Here is a 21067-nt window from a genome sequence, read left to right as displayed (position 1 = left end):
GAACGAAAGATCGGCCGCGGCCGGGGCTTGCCCTCGCCCAGCGGCCGCATCGACACGGGCAACGGCGCGGTTCGGCATGACGGAGCGGAAGCAAAGCAGATCCGGCTTGGTTGTCTTCGGGCTCTTCGCCATCGTGCTGCTCGGAGCGATCGGCGCGACCGTGCTTCTGGCCAACGACTACCGCAACCTCAACCTGCTGCTCGCCCGCTTCGGCTACGACCCGATAGAGGCCCAACCGCGCGAACGCGCGCTGCGCCCCTACGAGATGAAGGGCAACCGCATGCCGCGCCCCGAGGGCCTTATTTCCGAACGGCTGCTGACCCCCGTCACGCCCACGCAGACCCAGTTCGTGCGCACGATCCGCAAGGCGCCGGAAGCGCTCTGCGAGGCGCTGCGCCGCGGCGGCTTCGTCAATTCCGGCTGGAAGGCCGGCGTCTTCGACCAGCAGAGCTGGGAGTGCCAGTCCTACCGCGAATTCGCCCATGAGCGCGACGGGCCGAACCCGTCCTCCTCCGTCTTCCTGTCGATCAAGGGCAATGCGGAAACGCGCGTCTCCTCCTTCCGCCTCAAGCTGAACATCGAGAACCCGGCAACGCAAACCCAGGTGACCGACGCCGTCATCAATGCCATCGAAGTCTTTCTCGACGAGGTGCGCTGGGAAGAGGCCCCCGATATTTTCGAGAACATCCGGGCGCTCAAGGAGTTCGACATCATCCGCTTCGGCAACCGCATCCAGCTCAAGAAGGAATTCGGCGAAACGCCGCGCTATAATTTCACCATCAACCCGGACCGCACGCGCAACCGCGGCTCCTACCTGCCGGATTATTTCGACCGCAGCCGCTGGCTGCCGCTCGCGGAAAAAATGTGATGCACTTGCGAACGACGCCGATGATCGCAGCACTCCTGCTGCTGCTCGTCACCACCATGGCGGCAATGGCGGCGGAACTCCTGCCGGGGGCAGCCTCCGACGATCCGATCTGGACCGACAAACCCGTGCGGATCGACCGCAGCAAGCAGACCTATGAACGGCTGGCGGTCGACCACGTCATGACGCCGCTGCGCATCCCCGTCAGCAGCCGCGTCACCGTGCTCGACAGCACGTCCTTTCGCGACGGCAACCGTCTCTACGTGCTGACGAATGCGATCGCCGTCGATGCGAAACGGTTCTGCCGCGGCGAAGGGGGCGCCATCGCAGTCTGCGGCCAGAAGGCACGGATCGTGCTGCGGCAGCTTGTCGCCAACCGCACGCTCTTCTGCGAGCAGGATTTTCGCATCGGCCCCGCCACCTTCCTCACCTGCTCATCCGGCGGCAAGGATATCGCCCAGGCGCTGATCGCCGCCGGCGCGGCCTGGGCAGCGACGCCGGAAGGAATGGCTGCCCAGCAGCAGGCGATGCAGAAGAAGGCCGGCATCTGGATCGATGCGGAATGCCGCGCGCTCGGCCGCTGCCCACCCGTCAGGCGGCGTTAGCGATGCGCCACTTTGCCGGTTTCCGTCCGCCGCCTTCCCGGCTATGACGTCGAATATGAGCATTGCCCCACCCCCGCTGCGCCGCCGCCGTCTGACGCTTCCCGCCGAGCAGCCGCTGATCTACGCGATCGGCGACGTGCACGGCTGCCACGATGCCGTGCTGGCACTGGAGGAGAAGATCCGCGCCGATGTCGCCGCCCATACCGGCGTGCCGGCGCTGATCCTCTATCTCGGGGATTACGTCGATCGCGGGCCGGCGTCCAACGCGGTGATCGAGCATCTGGCGACGGAGCGCCATGCAGACGGCATCGAGCGCATCGCGCTCTGCGGCAATCATGACGATACGTTCCTGAAGTTCATCATCGACCCGCTGCAGCACCTGCGCTGGCTGGACTACGGCGGCGACGCGACGTTGCGCTCCTACGGCATCGACCTTGCGGACTATCGTTATGGCGAGCGCGGCATGCGAGCCCTCGGCGAGGCGCTGCGCCAGCGCGTGCCGCCGCATCACATCGCCTTCCTGCAAGACCTGCCGATCGCGGCCTTGAGCGGCCGTCGCCTCTTCGTGCATGCCGGCATCCAGCCGGGCGTGCCCCTTCCGCAGCAGAAGGATTACGACATGATCTGGATCCGCGAACCCTTCCTGAGCGAAGGCCCCGGCCTGCCGATCACGGTCATCCACGGCCATACCGCTGGACCCGACCCGGTCTTCGGTACGGGCCGCATCTGCATCGACACCACCTGTTATGCCAGCGGCCGCCTGACGGCGCTGAAGGTGACACCGGAGGGCGCCACGCTGCTCTGATCAGCCGCGGCCGAACTCGTCCTCGATGCGGATGATGTCGTCCTCGCCGAGATAGGAGCCCGTCTGCACCTCGATGAGTTCGAGCAGGATCTTTCCGGGATTGGCAAGGCGATGCACTTCGCCCTGCGGGATATAAACGGATTCGTTTTCGCGCAGCATGACCGTCTTGTCCCCGATGGTCACCTCCGCCGTACCGCGCACGACGATCCAGTGTTCGGAGCGGTGATGGTGCTTTTGCAGCGACAGGCGTTTACCGGGGGTCACGAAGAGGCGCTTCACCTGGAAGCGCTCGCCGTTCAGCACGGACGTATAGCCGCCCCACGGGCGGTAGGAGGTCGGGTGGGTCTCGGTCAGCTTCGCCGTCTTCGGCAGCGCCGCGAGATGCTTCACCAGCTTGCCGACATTCTGGCTGTCTTCCATGCGGCCGACATAAACGGCGTCTTCGCTGGCGATGACGGCCACATTGTCGAGGCCCTGCACGGCGACATGGATATCACGCGAGATGACCAGCGAATTGCGCGTGTCGAGCACGGTCGTGCTGCCATCCGCCACGTTGCCGGCCTCGTCCTGCTTGCCGGTCTTCCAGACGGAATCCCAGCTGCCGAGATCGGACCAGGTGATGGGCGACGGCACGACGGCGGCGATCGGCGTCTTCTCGAAGATCGCATAGTCGACGGAAATATCGGGGGCACGCGAAAAGGCGGCCTCGTCGAGCCGTTCGAAATCGAGGTCGTGTTTCGCCTTGGCAACGGCTTCACTCGCGGCGTCGAGAACCTCCGGCGCATATTGCCGGAGCTCGCGCAGGAACAGACCGACGGGCAGCATGAACATGCCGGAATTCCACAGATAGCCGCCTGCCGAAAGCATCTCCGCCGCCTTGTCGCGATCCGGCTTCTCGACGAAGCGGCGCACGGCATTGGCGCCATTGCCGAGATCCTCGCCGATCTCGATATAGCCGTAGCCGGTCGCGGGCTCGCTCGGCGTGATGCCGAAGGTGACGAGGCGGCCGGCTTGCGCTGCGGCCCGCGCCCGGGCGATGCAGTCGAAATAGACGTCGTTCGCATCGATCTCGTGGTCGGAGGCCAGCACCTGCATGACGGCATCGTCGCCGTGGAGGCGCGCGATGAGCGTGGCGGCGGCGGCCAATGCCGGCGCGGTGTTGCGCGCGACAGGCTCCAGCAGGATCGAGGTGAGCGGCGCATCCGCGGCGCGCGCCTGCTCGGCGACGAGGAAGCGGAAATCGCTGTTGGTCACGACGATCGCCGGCTCGTAGAGCGCGGTGTCGGAAACGCGCGCCAGCGTCTTCTGGAACAGCGTCGTTTCACCGAGGAATTCGAGGAACTGTTTTGGCGCGGAGGCGCGCGACAGGGGCCAGAGCCGCGTGCCCTTACCGCCGGCCATGATTACGGGTACGATCTTGCGGGTCATCATTCCTCGTCCTGATGCTGGAGCCAGCCATTTTGGGGCCACTCTCCATCCCTGCCGTAAAGAAACAGCAAAATCGGACGCCCGGCAGCCCCCGCCGATGAGCATTCTTGCGGATAAGGTAAAGAGACCCTGTTCCGTCGGCAAGCGGATCCAGAGCAACAAAAAACCCGCCGAAGCGGGTTTGGTGTCTGCGAAATCCGGGTTCGGATCAGGCCGGCAGGAGCGTGCCCTGCAGCGTGGTGAGCTGCGCGAGGTAGCTCTCGATGCCGAACTTGTGTTCGTCCGAGGACGCATGCTCCAGCTCGGCGCGGGTGGCCTCGATCCGGCGCGTGATGTCTTCGCTCTTGATCTCGTCGACATGCACGGCCGATTCGGCCAGCAGCGTGCAGCCGGTCGGCAGGATGTCGGCGAAGCCGCCGAAGACCGCGTAGCGGTCCTTCTTGCCATCCGCGAACGTCACGGTGACGACACCCGGCTTGATCGTCGTCATGGTCGGCGCGTGGTTGGCCATGACGGTCATTTCGCCCTCGGTCGCCGGAATGACGACGGAGCTGACGCTGCCGGAAACCAGCAGTCGCTCGGGAGAAACGAGTTCAAAGTTGAAACTGTCAGCCATGACCATTCACTTCTTCTGATTTCATTCGGCCGGGAAACAGGGCGCCCGTTTCAGGGCGCCCCAAGTTCATCAAGCGGCTTCGGCAGCCAGCTTCTTGGCCTTTTCGACCGCTTCTTCCATGGAACCAACCATGTAGAAGGCGGCTTCCGGCAGGTGGTCGTACTCGCCGTTGACGAGGCCCTTGAAGCCCTTGATCGTGTCTTCGAGCGCGACGAGCTTGCCCGGCGAACCGGTGAAGACTTCGGCCACGAAGAACGGCTGGGACAGGAAGCGCTCGATCTTGCGGGCGCGGGCAACGGCGATCTTGTCGTCTTCCGACAGTTCGTCCATGCCCAGGATGGCGATGATGTCCTGGAGCGACTTGTAGCGCTGCAGGGTCGTCTGGACCTTACGGGCGACTTCGTAGTGCTCTTCGCCGACAACCATCGGGTCGAGCATGCGCGAGGTCGAGTCGAGCGGGTCCACGGCCGGGTAGATGCCCTTTTCGGCGATCGAGCGCGACAGAACCGTCGTTGCGTCCAGGTGGGCGAACGAGGTTGCCGGCGCCGGGTCGGTCAAGTCGTCGGCGGGAACGTAGATGGCCTGAACCGAGGTGATCGAGCCCTTGGTCGTGGTGGTGATGCGTTCCTGCATCTGGCCCATGTCGGTGGCGAGCGTCGGCTGGTAGCCCACGGCCGACGGGATACGGCCGAGCAGAGCGGACACTTCGGAACCGGCCTGCGTGAAGCGGAAGATGTTGTCGACGAAGAACAGAACGTCCTGGCCCTTGTCGCGGAAGTCCTCAGCGATCGTCAGACCGGTCAGGGCGACGCGAGCGCGCGCACCCGGCGGTTCGTTCATCTGGCCGTAAACGAGGGCAGCCTTGGAGCCTTCGCCGCCGCCGTGCTTGTTCACGCCGGATTCGATCATTTCGTGGTAGAGGTCGTTGCCTTCGCGGGTACGTTCACCCACGCCTGCGAACACCGAGTAACCACCGTGCGCCTTGGCGACGTTGTTGATCAGTTCCATGATGAGAACGGTCTTGCCGACGCCTGCGCCGCCGAAGAGGCCGATCTTGCCGCCCTTTGCGTAAGGAGCCAGCAGGTCGACGACCTTGATGCCGGTGACGAGGATCTGGGCTTCCGTCGACTGCTCGACGTAGGACGGCGCATCCTGATGGATGGCGCGCTTGCCGGCGGTGACCAGCGGACCGGCTTCGTCAACGGGCTCGCCGATGACGTTCATGATGCGGCCGAGCGTTTCCGGGCCGACCGGAACGGTGATCGGGGCGCCGGTGTTGGCGACCGGCTGGCCGCGGACGAGACCTTCGGTCGAGTCCATGGCGATCGTGCGAACGGTGTTTTCGCCGAGGTGCTGGGCGACTTCGAGAACGAGGCGGTTGCCGTTGTTGTCGGTTTCCAGCGCGTTCAGGATCTGCGGCAGTTCGCCGTCGAACGAAACGTCGACGACGGCGCCGATGACCTGCGTCACGCGGCCGGTCGCAACGAATGCGGCCGGAGCCGCAGCCTTCGTGGCGGCCTTGGCGACAGCGGTCTTCGCAGCCGGTGCCTTGGCAGCGGTTGCCTTTGCGGCCGGAGCCTTGGTTGCTGCTGCTGCGACCGGAGCCGCCGCTGCTGCTGCCGTCTTGGTCGCAGCCGGCTTCTTCGCCGCTGCGGTGTCCTTCGGGGTAGCTGCCTTAGCCATATCTCTTACCCTCTTTGTCCTGGTCCTTAGAGCGCTTCAGCGCCCGAGATGATTTCGATGAGTTCCTTGGTGATCTGAGCCTGGCGCTGACGGTTGTAGTTGAGTGTCAGCTTGTTGATCATTTCACCAGCATTGCGGGTCGCGTTGTCCATGGCGCTCATCTTGGCGCCCATTTCGCCGGCGACGTTCTCGAGCAGGGCCCGGAAGATCTGGACGGAAATGTTGCGCGGGATGAGATCGCCGAGGATCGCGCCGGCATCCGGCTCGTAGTCGTAGATCGCCGTTGCACCGGTCGTCTCGGCGACTGCCGCGGGAGCGGAGGCCGGGATGAGCTGGAGCGCGGTCGGGATCTGCGAAATGACCGACTTGAACTCGGAATAGAACAGCGTGCAAACGTCGAACTCGCCCTTTTCGAACAGGCCGATGACCTTGCGGCCGACCTGGTCAGCATTGGCGAAGTTGATGCGCTTGACTTCACGCAGGTCGACGCGGTCGATGATCAGCGACGCGAATTCGCGACGCAGGATATCGAAACCCTTCTTGCCGACGCAGATGATCTTGACCGTCTTGCCGCTCGCCAGAAGCTTGCGGGTGTGGTCACGCGCCAGACGCGCGATCTGCGAGTTGAAGCCGCCGCACAGGCCGCGTTCGGCCGTGCAGACGACGAGCAGATGAACCTGGTCCTTGCCCGTGCCGGTCATGAGGCGCGGTGCCGAATCGTCCTGGCCGACGGCCTGGGCGATGTTGGCAAGAACGGCGCTCATGCGCTGCGAATAGGGCCGGGCGGCCTCGGCCGCTTCCTGGGCACGCCGAAGCTTCGCCGCGGCGACCATTTTCATCGCCTTGGTGATCTTCTGCGTCGCCTTGACGGAGGCGATCCGGTTTTTCAGATCCTTAAGTGAAGGCATCCGTTTTCCGTCCTGTGACATGATCCCCCAGAAAATCCTCTGAGCGGATCATGCGTCAATCAAAGTTCCCGGGCTGCCTGCGCGCCAGCTTAGCGCGCAGGGCTCGAACCGTAGCCTCAGCCGAAGGTCTTGGCGAAGGCATCGAGGGCGGCCTTGAGCTTGCCCTTGGTGTCGTCGCTGATCGCCTTTTCGGTGCGGATCTTGTCGAGGATGTCCTTGCCCTCGGAGCGGAAGTAGCCGAGCACGCCCTGCTCGAACTTGCCGACCTGGTTGACCGCGATCTTGTCGAGGTAACCGTTGACGCCGGCGAAGATCACCACGACCTGCTCTTCCGTCTTCAGCGGCGAGAACTGCGGCTGCTTCAGGAGTTCGGTCAGGCGTGCACCGCGGTTGAGCAGGCGCTGCGTCGCGGCGTCGAGGTCCGAGCCGAACTGGGCGAAGGCTGCCATTTCGCGATACTGGGCAAGTTCGCCCTTGATCGAGCCGGCAACCTGCTTCATCGCCTTGATCTGTGCGGACGAGCCCACGCGGGACACCGACAGACCGACGTTCACGGCCGGGCGGATACCCTGGTAGAACAGGTCCGTTTCAAGGAAGATCTGGCCATCGGTGATCGAGATCACGTTGGTCGGGATGAACGCCGACACGTCGTTGCCCTGGGTTTCGATGACCGGCAGAGCCGTCAGCGAGCCAGCGCCCATGTCGTCGTTGAGCTTTGCAGCGCGCTCGAGGAGACGCGAATGCAGGTAGAAGACGTCGCCCGGATAGGCTTCGCGGCCCGGCGGGCGGCGCAGCAAGAGCGACATCTGGCGGTAGGAAACGGCCTGCTTGGAAAGGTCGTCGTAGCCGATGAGGGCATGCTTGCCGTTGTCACGGAAGTATTCGCCCATCGCGCAACCGGCGAACGGTGCGAGGTACTGCATCGGCGCCGGGTCGGAGGCGGTTGCAGCAACGATGATCGAGTACTGCAGAGCGCCGCGCTCTTCGAGAACCTTCACGAACTGGGCGACGGTCGAACGCTTCTGGCCGATAGCGACGTAGACGCAGTAAAGCTTGTCGCCTTCCGGGCCGTTGTCGTGGATCGCCTTCTGGTTCAGGATCGCGTCCAGGATGATCGCGGTCTTGCCGGTCTGGCGGTCGCCGATGACGAGCTCGCGCTGGCCGCGGCCGACCGGGATGAGGGCGTCGATGGCCTTGAGGCCCGTCGACATCGGCTCATGCACCGACTTGCGCGGAATGATGCCCGGAGCCTTGACGTCGACGCGCGAGCGCAGCTTGGCATTGATCGGGCCCTTGCCGTCGATCGGGTTGCCGAGCGCGTCGACGACGCGGCCGAGCAGTTCCGGACCGACCGGCACGTCCACGATGGCGCCGGTCCGCTTGACGGTGTCGCCTTCCTTGATGTCACGGTCCGAACCGAAAATAACGACACCGACGTTGTCGCTTTCGAGGTTCAGCGCCATGCCACGGATGCCACCCGGGAATTCCACCATTTCGCCGGCCTGGACGTTGTCGAGGCCATAAACGCGGGCGATGCCGTCACCGACGGAGAGCACCTGGCCGACTTCCGAGACTTCCGCCTCTTTGCCGAAATTTTTGATCTGATCTTTGAGAATTGCGGAAATTTCCGCGGCGCGGATATCCATCAGCCGACCTCTTTCAGTGCAAGCTTAAGAGTAGAGAGTTTGGTGCGAAGGGACGTGTCGATCTGGCGGGAACCCACCTTGACGATCAGGCCACCGAGAATGGACGGGTCGACGGTGACGGCGATCGTCACGTCTTTGCCGGTGACGCCTTTCAGCGCCGCCTTCAATTCTGTTTCCTGCGCTGCGGTCAGCGCATGGGCCGAGGTGACATCGGCCGTGATTTCGCCGCGGGCGCGGGCCGCGATGACGCGGTAGGCCTTGATCATGCCCGGAACGGCGAACAGGCGGCGATTTGACGCAACCACCTTGAGGAAGTTTGCCACGAGGCCCGTGATGCCGGCTTTGGCGGCAACGGCGGCAATGGCCTTGGTCTGATCTTCGGCGGAGAAGACAGGGCTGAGGATCAGCCGCTTGAGGTCTTCGCTCCCGTCGATCAGCGCCTGGAAACGGGCGAGATCGGCACCGACACTGTCAGCCGAACCGGCTTCCTGAGCGAGGTCGAAAAGCGAGGACGCGTATCTTTCTGCAACACCGGAAACGAGCTGGGATGTGTCTGCCACGGGCACAAGCTTCTCTTCTTTTCATCCAGAAAGCGGGGCGGTAGCGAGGCTACAGTCCTAACCCTCTGAAATCGTTGCGGTAATCTTCAGTTCCCACAGGCTTTGAAGCCCGTTTTTTCTGAATTTCGCGGTTCGTCTAGCATAGGAAACCGGGACTCGCAACACACGCGGCGCAGGAATGCGCCATAAGTCGGCCATAGTCGGAGCAAAAGTTGACTGCGCAGACTATGTTCTGGTCTCGCCGAGGCAGGCCGGGCCGGTTTTTCGCTCAGATGAAGCCGAATGCATAGGCCAAAGGCAGCGCGGCAAGGCCCGCCTGCACGAGGAGCACGACGAGGTTTTTCAGCGTGAAGGACCCGTCCGACATCAGCGAGAGAATGCGGCCGAATGCAGCGAGCGCGAAGCCGCCGCCGATGCCCATATAGATCCAGCTCTGCGCCATCATCAGCGCGACGATGGCGAGCCCCGCATAAAAACCGCCGGCCGAGCGGGCGAAGGCATAGCCTTCGCGGCTCGCCTCGCGGGTCTGGAGGCCGGCGAGCTTCAATGCCGTGCCGGGCGCGAAGAGGGCGACGAGGCCGAAGAGCGCGGTGACGATGGCCGCCGAGAATGCGAGCAGCTCGCCCGTTTCGGTGGGGATGTAGAATTCCATCGCGACGTTTCTCCGGTTGTGCTCGCCGCCCCTCTATCGCACAGGCGCGAAAGGCGCAGAAGCGGGCGCGCCGACTTCGCACAACTCTTTGTTAACTATGACGCTCAGAGGAAACTCTGCGGATCGATATCGAGCTGCACCTGAAGCGAGGCCCGTTCCTTCGGCCCGTTGGCGAGCATGGTGCGCAGGAACGTCTGCATGTCGCTGTTGCGCCGCCCATGGATCAGCAGGCGAAAGCGATGGCGGCCGCGCACGAGCGCCAGCGGCGCTTCGGCCGGGCCGAGGATCGAGATGCCGTCCACATGGGGTGCGGCCTGCCGCAGTCCCCGCGCATGCGTCTCCGCCTCACCACGGGTGTCGGCCGAGACGATGACCGAGGCAAGCCGTCCGAACGGGGGCAGCAGCGCCTTTTCCCGCTCGCCGATCTCGCGATCGTAGAAGGCCTGCGCATCGCCCGAGACGATCGCCTGCATGACGGGATGCAGCGGCTGATAGGTCTGGATGAGGCCGTGGCTCTTGAGGCCGGAGCGGCCGGCACGCCCCGTCACCTGCGAGAGCAACTGGAACGTCCGCTCTGCCGCGCGCGGATCGCCGTTCGAAAGCCCGAGATCCGCATCGACCACGCCGACCAGCGACATCAGCGGGAAATTGTGCCCCTTGGCGACGAGCTGCGTGCCGATGACGATATCCGCCTCGCCGCGCGCAATCGCCTCCAGCTCCAGCCGGAGCCGCTTCACGCCCATCAGGTCGGAGGAGAGAACGATGGTGCGGGCTTCCGGAAAATGCTTCTCCACCTCCTCGGCAATGCGCTCCACGCCCGGTCCGCAGGCGGCGAGATGATCGAAGGTGCCGCATTCCGGGCAGGCTTCCGGCGTGCGCTCGGCATAACCGCAATGGTGGCACTGGATCTGCCCGCGAAACCGGTGCTCGACCAGCCAGCTTGAGCATTGCGGGCACTGGAAACGATGGCCGCAGACGCGGCAGAGCGTCAGCGGCGCATAACCGCGGCGATTGAGGAAGAGCAGCGCCTGCTGCTCCTTCTCGATGGTGCGGGCGATGCCGCGCAGCATGACAGGCGAGAGAAACCCGCCGCGCGCCGGCGGATGGCGCCGCATGTCGACAAGGTGCAGGTCCGGAAGGGCGGCGTCGCCATATCGCGTCGGCAGATGCAGCTTGCGATAGCGCCCGACATCGCTGTTGACCCGGCTTTCGACCGAGGGCGTCGCCGAGACGAGCACGGCCGGGAAATCGCCGATGCGTGCCCGCACCACCGCCATGTCGCGCGCATTGTAGAACACCCGGTCTTCTTGCTTGTAGGCAGGATCGTGTTCCTCATCGACGATAACGAGGCCGAGATTCTCGAAGGGCAGGAACAGCGCCGAACGCGCGCCGGCCACGACCCGCACATCCCCCATCGTCACCTGCCGCCAGACCTTTTCGCGAATGCGGGGCGCGAGATCGGAATGCCACTCCGCGGGCTTGGCGCCAAACCGATCCTGGAAACGTTCGAGGAAACTCGCTGTCAGCGCGATTTCCGGCAGCAGGATCAGCACCTGCTTGCCCCGCCGCAGCGTCTCGGCAATCGCCTCGAAATAGACCTCGGTCTTGCCCGAGCCGGTAATGCCATCGATCAGCGAGACGTTGAAGCCACCGGCGCGCACGCTTTCGACAAGCTCCGCCGCACTCTCAGTCTGCGGCCCTTCGAGCCGCGGTTCCACATGCTCCGGATCGGGCACCGCCACGACGGGCGGCGGCGGCAGGAAGACGGTCTCGAAGCTGCCCTGCTTCACGAGCCCGTCGACGACGCTCGTCGAGGTGCCGGCGGCGTGCGCGAGACCAGAGCGGGTCCACGGAATGCCGTCCTCGACCATTTCCAGCACCCGCTCGCGGGCACTCGTCAGCCGCTCCGGCCGGTGGCCGGTGAACCGCAGCCCCTCGATCATCGGCTCGGGATCGAACGCCGTCGGCGCACGTAGCGCCATGCGGGCGACGAGGCCCGGCGGCGTCACCGTATAGGCGGACACCCAGTCGAGGAAATCGCGCATCTCCCTGGAGAGCGGCGGGCAGTCGAAGACCTTTTCGATCGGTCGCAGCTTCTTCGGATCAACCCGCTTGTCATCGCCGCCGTCCCAGACGACGCCCGGCACCAGCCGCGGCCCGAGCGGCACCTGCACGATCGAGCCCGGCTCCACCGCCATGCCCTCCGGCACGGAATAGGAATAGGGCGTGGGCGTGGGCACCGGCACCATCACGGGCACCGTGCGCGGAAAAAGTTTTTCCCCGAAGAGATCGATCGAATCGCTGCTCATTGCCCGCGAAGATGCCCCCGCCGGTGCGGGAAGAAAACCGCAAAGATCGCCGGCCCGCTCATTCGTCGTCCTCATCCATTTCGCCGGTCAGCCGCATGCCGTCGATCCAGGTCGCGCCGTCATTGCGCACGACGCGCTTCGCCCGCACGCCGCAGCGCGTCTCCACCTCCTGTGCCAGCCGCTCGGAATGGGTGACGATCCACAACTGGCTCGTCTCGGCGGCCCGCGCGATCATCTCGGCAAGCGGCGACAGCATGTCCGGATGGAGGCTCGCCTCCGGTTCGTTCAGCGCGATCAGTGGCGGCGTGCGGTACGAAAGCAATGCCGCCGCGAGCGCCAAAAAACGGATCTGCCCGTCGGAAAGCTCGCGCGGCTGGAAGATGCGCTGGGGAAACTGCGGGAAGGTCAGCCCGTAGGAGGCGAATTCCTCCGGCTCGGGCACGGAAAGCCGCGCGCCGCCAAAGGCATCCGCCACCGCCCGGTCGAGATCGACCGTGTCCCCCCGCGTCCATTTCAGCGTCGCGAACACCGCCGCCATGTTCGCGCCGTCCTCGTCGAGCAGCGGCGCGGTGACGGCAAGGCAGGGCTGGCGCAGCGCCGAATCGCGGTCCGAGCGGAAACCGTGGAAGAACCGCCATTGCGAAACCGCGCGGCGGAACGTGCCAACCTCCGGATAATGGCCGGCATCGCCGAGAAGGGCGATGGCGGTCTCCGAGGTCAGGGCCTGTTCGGGATACTCCACCATCCGGCCCGCCTCGCTGCGCACCATGATGCCCGGCCCGCCGCGTTTCATCATCGTCACCGGCCGGCGGCCGGTTTCGATCGACAGTTCCTCGGCCTTGACCTGCGGCTCGAAGGCAAAACCCGCGGCATCGATCGGCGGCCGCAACCCCGCCTCGACGCGGTAGCGGAAGGTGATCGCCCGGTCCTCGTCGAGCAGCTCGGCCTCCAGCCGGATGCGCACCGGCTCGTTCGCCCGCCGCTTGCCCGTCCACAGCGCCGAGGCCATGCCGCCTTCGGCCGCGATCTCATGGGCGAAGTTGCCGCGCACCGCCGCCTGTACCAGTTGCAGCGAGCGGTAGAGGTTCGACTTGCCCGCCCCGTTCTCGCCGACGAACAGGTTCACCCGCCCGAGATCCATGCGGATCGAGCGCAGCGAACGGTAGTTTTCGGCGGACATGGAGCGCAGCAGCATGAAGCGTATCCGGAATCAGAAGGACGATCGTCTCTATACCCGGCACCATGTCCAGAGGAAGGCGGCCGGTGAAGCAAACGTTAACGCAAATCAACGACCATGCGGCAAACGGCCGAAGGGCATGCCATGAACGAACTTCTCATCATCGCCGACCAGACCCTGATGACCGAGCGGCAAAGCTGGCTCGCGTCGCTTGCCGACGAGCGGCGGCTGTCGGACAACACGCTCGACGCCTACGAGCGAGACACGAGGCAGTTCCTCACTTTCCTGACGCAGCATCTCGCCGCCCCCGCGCGCCTCAAGGATATCGGCGACCTGCGCCCCGCGGACCTGCGCGGCTTCCTCGCCAGCCGGCGCCGCGACGGCGCGGGTGCGCGCACGCTCGGCCGCGGGCTTGCGGGCCTGCGCTCCTTCCTGCGCCATCTGGAGCGCAAGGGCCTTGCCAATGCCGCCGGTGCCTCCGCCGTGCGTTCGCCAAAACAGCCGAAATCGCTGCCGAAGCCGCTTTCCGCCGGGCAGGCGATCGCCGTCGTCGATGCCAGCGAACAGCTCGCCGACGAACCGTGGATCCGCGTGCGCAATGCCGCGGTGCTGACGCTGCTCTATGGCTGCGGCCTGCGCATCTCCGAGGCGCTGTCGCTGACGCCCGCCGATTTCGCCGGCACGCCGACGTCGCTGCGCATCACCGGCAAGGGCGACAAGATGCGCATCGTGCCGCTGATTGCGCCGGCGCTGACCGGCGTCGAGGACTACATCAAACTCTGCCCCATCCCGCTGGCCGAAGACAGACCGCTGTTCCGCGGCATGCGCGGCGGGCCGTTGCAACCCGCCATCATCCAGCGCGAGATGCAGAAGATGCGCAGCGCGCTCGGCCTGCCGGACAGCGCCACGCCGCATGCGCTGCGCCATTCCTTCGCCACGCACCTGCTCGCGGGCGGCGGGGACCTGCGCACCATCCAGGAACTGCTCGGCCATGCCAGCCTCTCGACCACGCAGGTCTATACCGGTGTCGATTCGGCCCGGCTGCTGGAAATCTACGACCGAGCGCACCCCCGCGCCTGAATCCGTTAACGGCTTGCGGCTAGGGTCGCGAAAAGTATGCAGGGAGTTCGACCATGACAGTCCTTCTTCACAAGAGCCGCATGGTGCTGGCCGACCGGCTGGCCGATGCCGGCCTCTGGGCGCTGGCCGCGATCCATCTTCTCATCGCCCTCTCCGTCCTCGTCGTGCTGGCCACCCTCTCCCCGGCCCATGCGCAGGAGCCCGCAGCGTGCGGCGGTGACAACCTGCTGACGAAATTCGAAAAGGACGACCCGGCCGGTTTTGCCAAGCTGCGCGCCGAGGCGGATGCCGTGCCGAACGGCAAGGGCATTTTCTGGAAGATCGAGAAGGACGGCAAGCCCGCCTCCTGGCTGCTCGGCACCATGCATGTGACGGATCCGCGCGTGCTCGCCATGCCGGAAGCGGCGCGCACCGCCTACGCCGATGCCGCCACCATCGTCGTCGAATCGGACGAGATCGCCGACGAGAAGAAGGCGGGCGCCGCCATCATGGCGCGGCCGGACCTCACCATGTTCACGGACGGAAAATCCATCACCGATTTCCTCGACAAGCAGGATGCGGAGAAGCTTGCGGAAGGCCTGAAGGGCCGCGGCCTGTCGCTCGCCGCCGTCGGCCGCATGAAGCCGTGGATGATCGCAAGCTTCGTCGCGCTGCCCGCCTGCGAAATCGCCCGCAAGACGGCCGGTGCCGCCTTCCTCGACCAGCAGCTCGCCAAGACCGCGCTCGCCGAAGGCAAGACGCTGAAGGGCCTCGAAACGCTGATCGAGCAGATCTCCGCCCTCGATTCGCTGCCGGTCGAACCGCAGGTCCAGGGCCTCGTGCAGACGCTGGAACTCGGCGATACGCTGACGGACGTCATCGAAACGATGAGCCAGCTCTACCTTGCCGGCGATACCGGCATGATCATGCCGATGATGCGGGCCTCCGCGCCTGAGACGGATGAGGATGCCAAGGCCTATGCCGATTTCGAGCAGCGCATCATCATCGACCGCAACCACACGATGGCCGAACGCGCGGCCCCGATTCTGGCGGACGGCAACGTCTTCATCGCCGTCGGCGCGCTGCACCTCGCCGGCCCGGAGGGCGTCGTCGAACTCCTGCGCAAGCAGGGCTTTACGGTGACCGCGGTGAACTGACCCGGCGCCCGACGCCGCACAGCATGGTGCGAACGATCAGCTTGTGGAACGGCATGATGGCGGCGAGATAGAGCCGGCCGAGCAGGTTGTTGCGATGCACGAGCGTCATCACGCTGAGGGTCTGGCCACTTGGCCGGTCCTGCCGGATATCGATGACGATGCGGAAATCGAGATGTTTGTCATCAAAGCCGAGCACGACCCGGTCGTCGCTGGCGCTCACCACCGGAAATCCGCCGATCTCCACCGCCGATGTCGCGGCCTGTTCCGCCGCCCGCTTCAGGCCGAAGGGCGCGACCAGCGCATTGCGCAGCGCCATCAGTCTGCGCACCCAGCCCGGCGGATGTTCGAGCGCCAGCCGCGCCGCCTCCCGCGCCGTGAGATGATCGACGGGCAGGCCGAGCGTGAAGCGATCCGCCCAGTCGGCAGTCGGCAGAAGCGGGTGCGGGAGCGAGACGGGTCTCGATACGGGGGACATGAAGGCCATCCTTTACAGCCTGCATGGTGCCCCTGATCGAGCGGAGAGGACAGGCGGCCGGTTGTCGCAGCCGCCTGATCCCGATCACATATGGATCGGCTTGAAGAAGGTTGCGAGTGCGGCTTCCTTGACGGCTTCCGACATGGTCGGGTGCGCGTGGCAGGTACGGCCGAGGTCTTCGGAGGAACCGCCGAATTCCATCAGCACGGCGGCCTCATGGATCATCTCGCCGGCGCCGAAGCCGACGATGTGCACGCCAAGCACGCGGTCGGTCTCCTTGTCGGCCAGGACCTTGACGAAGCCGTCGGTTGCCAGCATGGCGCGGGCGCGGCCGTTCGCCGTGAACGGGAATTTTCCCGCCTTATAGGCAATACCCGCGGCCTTCAGCTCCTCTTCCGTCTTACCGACCGAGGCGACTTCCGGCTGGGTGTAGACGACGCCCGGAATGACGTCGTAGTTCACATGGCCCGCCTGGCCTGCGAGGATTTCGGCAACGGCGACACCCTCGTCTTCCGCCTTGTGGGCAAGCATCGGGCCGCGCACCACGTCGCCGAGCGCATAGATGCCGGCAACGTTGGTCTGGAAGTGGTTGTCGATCTCGACGCGGCCGCGGTTGTCCAGCACGACGCCGGCCTCCTTGAGGCCGAGGCCTTCGGTATAGGGCTTGCGGCCGGTGGCGATCAGCACGACATCCGCTTCGATCGTGGCCGCATCACCGCCCTTGACCGGCTCGAAGGTCACCTTGGCGCCCGCGCCGGCTTTCTCCACGCCGGTCACCTTGGCGCCGAGCTTGAACTCCATGCCCTGCTTGGCGAGCATGCGCTGGAACTGCTTGGAGACCTCGCCATCCATGCCGCCGAGGATCGTGTCGAGATATTCGATGACCGTCACCTTGGCGCCGAGGCGCGCCCAGACCGAGCCGAGCTCCAGCCCGATCACGCCGCCGCCGACGACGATCAGGTGGCCCGGCACCTTTTCAAGCGCGATACCGCCGGTGGACGAGATGATGACCTTCTCGTCGATATCGACCGGAACACCCGGAATGCCGGCGACGTCGGAACCCGTGGCAATCACGATGTTCTTCGTCTCCAGGACCTGCTCCTCGCCCTTGTCGTTGGTGACGGAGACCTTGCCGGCGCCCAGCACCTTGCCGGTGCCCTGGATGCCGTCGATCTTGTTCTTCTTGAACAGGAAGGCGACGCCGTCGACATTCGACTTCACGGTCGCATCCTTGTGCGCCATCATCTTCGGTAGGTTGAGCGTCGGCTTCACGCCGTCGATGCCGAGGGCTTCCATGCCATGGCCGGCCTGGTGGTAGACCTCGGAGGCATGCAGCAGCGCCTTCGACGGGATGCAGCCGACATTGAGGCAGGTGCCGCCATAGGTCTGGCGCTTCTCGACGACGCCGACCTTCAGGCCGAGCTGGGCCGCCTTGATGGCGCAGACATAGCCGCCGGGGCCGGAACCGATAACGATGAGATCATATGCCATGACAAGTCCTTCCTGCGCGGGGCCTAGCGGCCGCCGCTGACGTTGAGGGCGGCACCCGTCACATAGGATGCCGCATCGGAGAGAAGATAGAGAATGGAATGGGCGACTTCATCGGCCGTGCCCGGCCGCTGCATCGGGATGAGCGACGCCATGTCGCGCGCCCGGTCCGGCAGGCCGCCGGAGGCGTGGATGTCGGTATCGATGATGCCGGGGCGCACGAGATTGACGCGCACGCCTTCCGTCGCGACCTCGCGGGCAAGACCGATGGTAAAACTTTCGATGGCGCCTTTGCTCGCGGCATAGTCGACATATTGCCCGGCCGAACCCAGCTGCGCCGCCACCGACGAGATGTTGACGATCGAACCACCCTTGCCGCCATGTCGTCTCGACATGCGCCGCACGGCCTCCTGCGCGCAGCGGATCGAGCCCATGACATTGACCGCGAACATGCGCTCCAGCCGCTCGGCGGACATTTCATCGACGCGCTGCGGCAGGGCGACGATACCGGCATTGTTCACCAGTCCTTCGAGCCGGCCGAACGTGCCGTCGATGGTGGAGAAGATATTGGCAAGCCCGAGTTCGCTGCCGACATCGCCCTGAACGGGGATCGCCGAGCCGCCCATGGCATGGATATCCGCGACCACGGCCTCGGCGGCTTCGAGGTTCGACACATAGTTCACCGCAACCTGCCAGCCGGCAGCGCCCGCCATGCGGCAGACGCTGGCGCCGATGCCGCGGCTGCCGCCGGTGACGAGAAGAACGGGCGCTTCCGTCATGCGGCACATCCCTTGCGCTTGAGCACGTCCCAGGGCGCGACCTTGGCCTTGCCCTCGTCCCACAGCGTCGAATAGCGCAGGGACGGGCCGAAGCCGGCGAGCAGCAGCGTTTCGGCCGCCTTGGCGCCATCGGCGGGCAGCAGGTCCGCACCACCGGACCCATCGAGCGTGTAGATAACGCCTTCCCAGACCGTGCAGGCGGCGATTTCCTCGCCGGTCACGTCGCCTTCCGGGCAATTGTGCATGACCATGCCGTTGGAACGGGCGGGATCGTCACCGGGCATGACGATGCCGTCGAGCACCGTGCCGGTGGACAGCACCTTCACCTTGAAATGATGGCTCGTCGCGGCAGCACTCGATCCGACGGGTTCGAAGGTCAGCTCATAGCCCCCGTCGCGATCCGCATAGATCGCGCGGTCCTGCCGGCACTCCGCCGCAGAGGCGGCGGTCGCGGCAAAAAGTCCGGCGACGACGAGGGCGGTGCGCATGGCTCAGTGGGCCTTTTCCGTGGCGAGCTTGATGCCGAGCGCGATGAAGACGAGGCCGCTGGCGCGATCGATCCACTGACTCATGCGCGAGAAGGCGGCCCGCATGCGCGGGGTCGTCATGAACAGCGATACGCCGACGAACCAGGCGATGAGGCAGGAGGCCATGACGAGGCCGTAGCCGAACTTGATCGCGATCGGCGTGTGGGCGCTGACGACGGTCGAGAAGATCGACAGGAAGAAGAAGACCGGCTTGGGGTTCAGCGCATTGGCAAGGAAGCCGAGGCCGAAGGCGCGCAAGGCCGACTGCTCGCCCTTGCCATCCTCATTGCCCTTCACGGCCTCGACGGACATGTCCGTCTTGCCGGCACGCAAGGCCTTGATGCCGATATAGATGAGGTAAGCGACGCCGCACCATTTCACGATGTTGAAGAGGTAGATCGACTGGGAAATGATGAGGCCGAGGCCGAGGATCGTGTAGGTGACGTGGAACATCAGCGACGTGCCGACGCCGAAGGACGTGATGATCGCCGCGCGGCGGCCATGCACGATCGACTGGCGCATGACCATGGCGAGGTCCGCACCCGGCGAGACGATGGCGAAGGAGAAGATCGCCATCAGCGAGGCGAGTTCCAGGAAATAGCTGCTCATGGGATACCTGTCTCCTAGAAGATGACCACGCCCGCCATGACCGCGAGGCCCGCCAGCGCGACGAGCCAGACGATCGAACGGATATAGGGAATGCCTGCCAGATAGAGCGGAAGATAGACGAGCCGGGCGGCGAACCACAGCCAGGCGCCGGCGAGCCCCCAGCCCGCCGGATCACCCGCAATGGCAAGCGCCAGGGCGAGGGCGACGAAGCCGGGATAGGTTTCCCGGAAATTGGCCGACGCGCGGCCAGCGCGACCGGCAAGCTTGCCTGTCGGCTCCCGCCCGCCATCCCGCGGGCCAGCATTCCAGGTGGAACCGAGTTCGCGCGTGGAAAGCACGCCCTGGAGCCCGATATGGAAGACGAGCAGCGCCACGCTCAATGCCAGAAGCACGAGCATGGGCGAAGACGCTGACGCTGCCGCCTCCATGACTATCCCCTCTTAGAGATCGAGAACGAGGCGTTCCGGATCTTCCAGGCTGTCCTTGACGCGGACCAGGAAGGTCACGGCTTCCTTGCCGTCGACCATGCGGTGGTCGTACGAAAGCGCCAGATACATCATCGGACGGATGACGATCTGGCCGCCGACGACGACCGGGCGCTCCTGGATCTTGTGCATGCCCAGGATGCCGGACTGCGGGGCATTGAGGATCGGCGAGGACATCAGCGAGCCGTAGACGCCGCCGTTCGAGATGGTGAACGTACCGCCCTGCATGTCGGCCATGGAGAGCGCGCCGTCACGGGCGAGCTTGCCGAGGCGGCCGATGTCCTTTTCGATCTCGGCGATCGACATCTGGTCGGCATCGCGCACGACCGGAACCACAAGGCCCTTGTCCGTGCCGACGGCGACGCCGATATGGCAGTAGTTCTTGTAGATGATGTCGGTGCCATCGATCTCGGCGTTGACAGCCGGCAGTTCCTTCAGCGCGTGCGTCACGGCCTTGGTGAAGAAGCCCATGAAGCCGAGCTTCACGCCGTGCTTCTTCTCGAACAGGTCCTTGTAGCGGTTGCGCAGGTCCATCACGGCCGACATGTCCACCTCATTGTAGGTGGTGAGCATGGCGGCGGTGTTCTGGGCGTCCTTGAGGCGCTTGGCGATGGTCTGGCGCAGGCGCGTCATCTTCACGCGCTCTTCACGCGGCGCATCGGCTTCGGAGGAGGCTGCGCGGGCGACAACCTTGACCGGCTCGGCAACGGCAGCCGGCGTCGAAACGCCCTTTGCGACGGCGGCGAGCACGTCGCCCTTCAGCACCTGGCCACGCTTGCCGGACCCATCGACCTGATCGGCGGAGATGTTGTTTTCGGCGAGCAGCTTGGTAGCGGAAGGCGCTGCCGGCATGGAAGACGCAGCCGCGGCGGGCTTGGCTTCGGCAGCCGGAGCGGCCGCAACCTTCTCGACCTTTTCGGCGGCGGCAGGCGCGCTCGCACCGGCGGAACCGCTCGCAGAAATCTGGCCGAGCAGGCCGCCCGGCTCGACCGTGTCGCCGGCATTCGCGACGATTTCCGACAGGACGCCAGCGGCCGGTGCCGGCACTTCGATCGTCACCTTGTCGGTTTCGAGCTCACAGAGCGGCTCGTCGGCCTTGATGACGTCGCCGACCTTCTTGAACCAGGTGCCGACGGTCGCTTCGCTGACGGATTCTCCCAAAGTCGGGACGCGGATTTCGGTAGCCATGAGTGTTTTCCGTTCGTGATTCTTTTCGTGGTTACTGGATAGCCGG

The 21067-nt window shown here is 65.2% G+C and carries 21 protein-coding genes; 5 read left to right on the top strand and 16 right to left on the bottom strand.

All coding sequences use genetic code 11. The features are described from left to right. Window positions 1–106 precede the first annotated feature (106 nt). Genes AC1RWL_RS17980 through AC1RWL_RS17970 form a run of 3 tightly spaced genes read left to right on the top strand, consistent with a single transcriptional unit; the run spans window position 107 to window position 2275 of the window. A complete protein-coding gene (locus AC1RWL_RS17980) occupies window positions 107–868 on the top strand; it encodes a DUF6030 family protein (protein WP_256119401.1) in 762 nt (253 codons plus the stop codon). Continuing rightward, on the top strand, window positions 868–1470 hold the full coding sequence (locus AC1RWL_RS17975; protein ID WP_493095404.1) for a hypothetical protein: 603 nt from the start codon (window positions 868–870) through the stop codon (window positions 1468–1470). The genes AC1RWL_RS17980 and AC1RWL_RS17975 overlap by 1 nt, the downstream gene beginning before the upstream one ends. Before the next feature lie 55 nt (window positions 1471–1525). Continuing rightward, window positions 1526–2275: a metallophosphoesterase gene (locus AC1RWL_RS17970; protein ID WP_493095405.1), complete on the top strand. Its 750-nt coding sequence runs from the start codon at window positions 1526–1528 to the stop codon at window positions 2273–2275. On the opposite strand, the gene AC1RWL_RS17965 is transcribed toward AC1RWL_RS17970, so the two are convergent. The 9 genes from AC1RWL_RS17965 to AC1RWL_RS17925 form a co-directional block, all read right to left on the bottom strand. Next, window positions 2276–3703, bottom strand: coding sequence for a mannose-1-phosphate guanylyltransferase/mannose-6-phosphate isomerase (locus AC1RWL_RS17965; protein WP_439631909.1), 1428 nt, complete (start codon window positions 3701–3703; stop codon window positions 2276–2278). A 208-nt stretch (window positions 3704–3911) separates the two neighbouring features. Then, complete coding sequence (locus AC1RWL_RS17960) at window positions 3912–4319, bottom strand: F0F1 ATP synthase subunit epsilon (protein ID WP_493095406.1); 408 nt, start codon at window positions 4317–4319, stop codon at window positions 3912–3914. Window positions 4320–4388: 69 nt separating this feature from the next. Next, window positions 4389–6002, bottom strand: coding sequence for a F0F1 ATP synthase subunit beta (atpD, locus tag AC1RWL_RS17955; RefSeq protein WP_256119408.1), 1614 nt, complete (start codon window positions 6000–6002; stop codon window positions 4389–4391). Between the two features lie 26 nt (window positions 6003–6028). Further along, window positions 6029–6910 carry a F0F1 ATP synthase subunit gamma gene (locus tag AC1RWL_RS17950; RefSeq protein WP_256119409.1) on the bottom strand — a complete coding sequence of 294 codons (882 nt, stop codon included), beginning with the start codon at window positions 6908–6910 and terminating at the stop codon, window positions 6029–6031. Window positions 6911–7026: 116 nt separating this feature from the next. Then, window positions 7027–8556 carry a F0F1 ATP synthase subunit alpha gene (gene atpA, locus AC1RWL_RS17945; RefSeq protein ID WP_256119410.1) on the bottom strand — a complete coding sequence of 510 codons (1530 nt, stop codon included), beginning with the start codon at window positions 8554–8556 and terminating at the stop codon, window positions 7027–7029. Then, complete coding sequence (locus tag AC1RWL_RS17940) at window positions 8556–9122, bottom strand: F0F1 ATP synthase subunit delta (RefSeq protein ID WP_256119411.1); 567 nt, start codon at window positions 9120–9122, stop codon at window positions 8556–8558. Before AC1RWL_RS17940 ends, atpA begins: the two co-directional genes overlap by 1 nt. Window positions 9123–9384: 262 nt before the next feature. Beyond that, entirely contained in the window at window positions 9385–9768 is a 384-nt protein-coding gene (locus tag AC1RWL_RS17935) for an AGROH133_08824 family phage infection protein (RefSeq protein WP_493095407.1), read from the bottom strand. A gap of 104 nt (window positions 9769–9872) precedes the next feature. Continuing rightward, window positions 9873–12077 carry a primosomal protein N' gene (locus tag AC1RWL_RS17930; RefSeq protein WP_493095408.1) on the bottom strand — a complete coding sequence of 735 codons (2205 nt, stop codon included), beginning with the start codon at window positions 12075–12077 and terminating at the stop codon, window positions 9873–9875. Between the two features lie 58 nt (window positions 12078–12135). Next, complete coding sequence (locus tag AC1RWL_RS17925) at window positions 12136–13272, bottom strand: AAA family ATPase (RefSeq protein WP_493095409.1); 1137 nt, start codon at window positions 13270–13272, stop codon at window positions 12136–12138. 126 nt (window positions 13273–13398) lie between these two features. Between AC1RWL_RS17925 and AC1RWL_RS17920 the strand changes: the two genes are divergently transcribed. Both AC1RWL_RS17920 and AC1RWL_RS17915 read left to right on the top strand, forming a co-directional pair. Then, entirely contained in the window at window positions 13399–14334 is a 936-nt protein-coding gene (locus AC1RWL_RS17920; RefSeq protein ID WP_493095410.1) for a tyrosine recombinase XerC, read from the top strand. Between the two features lie 53 nt (window positions 14335–14387). Continuing rightward, complete coding sequence (locus AC1RWL_RS17915) at window positions 14388–15470, top strand: TraB/GumN family protein (protein WP_493095411.1); 1083 nt, start codon at window positions 14388–14390, stop codon at window positions 15468–15470. Here AC1RWL_RS17915 and AC1RWL_RS17910 read toward each other — a convergent pair. From AC1RWL_RS17910 to odhB, 7 genes are all read right to left on the bottom strand, one after another. Continuing rightward, window positions 15448–15945, bottom strand: a complete 498-nt coding sequence (locus tag AC1RWL_RS17910) for a DUF2867 domain-containing protein (RefSeq protein WP_439618010.1) — start codon at window positions 15943–15945, stop codon at window positions 15448–15450. The genes AC1RWL_RS17915 and AC1RWL_RS17910 overlap by 23 nt on opposite strands. 84 nt (window positions 15946–16029) lie before the next feature. Then, the gene (lpdA, locus tag AC1RWL_RS17905) at window positions 16030–17436 is read right to left on the bottom strand and encodes a dihydrolipoyl dehydrogenase (RefSeq protein ID WP_493095412.1); all 1407 of its coding nucleotides are present in this window, start codon (window positions 17434–17436) and stop codon (window positions 16030–16032) included. Between the two features lie 23 nt (window positions 17437–17459). Further along, entirely contained in the window at window positions 17460–18212 is a 753-nt protein-coding gene (locus tag AC1RWL_RS17900) for an SDR family oxidoreductase (protein WP_493095413.1), read from the bottom strand. Then, complete coding sequence (locus AC1RWL_RS17895) at window positions 18209–18700, bottom strand: hypothetical protein (RefSeq protein WP_493095414.1); 492 nt, start codon at window positions 18698–18700, stop codon at window positions 18209–18211. The genes AC1RWL_RS17900 and AC1RWL_RS17895 overlap by 4 nt, the downstream gene beginning before the upstream one ends. A gap of 3 nt (window positions 18701–18703) precedes the next feature. Beyond that, complete coding sequence (locus AC1RWL_RS17890; RefSeq protein WP_256119422.1) at window positions 18704–19348, bottom strand: LysE family translocator; 645 nt, start codon at window positions 19346–19348, stop codon at window positions 18704–18706. Between the two features lie 14 nt (window positions 19349–19362). Beyond that, window positions 19363–19776, bottom strand: coding sequence for an MAPEG family protein (locus tag AC1RWL_RS17885; RefSeq protein WP_493095415.1), 414 nt, complete (start codon window positions 19774–19776; stop codon window positions 19363–19365). Between the two features lie 12 nt (window positions 19777–19788). After that, window positions 19789–21021 (bottom strand): 2-oxoglutarate dehydrogenase complex dihydrolipoyllysine-residue succinyltransferase, encoded by a 1233-nt coding sequence (gene odhB, locus AC1RWL_RS17880; RefSeq protein WP_493095416.1) that lies wholly within the window; start codon window positions 21019–21021, stop codon window positions 19789–19791. Between the last annotated feature and the right edge of the window lie 46 nt (window positions 21022–21067).

The sequence above is a fragment of the Shinella sp. GW821-FHT10F02 genome (assembly GCF_058809275.1).
Note: the sequence above shows the minus strand (reverse complement) of the source record. Positions and strands in the feature narration are given on the sequence as shown.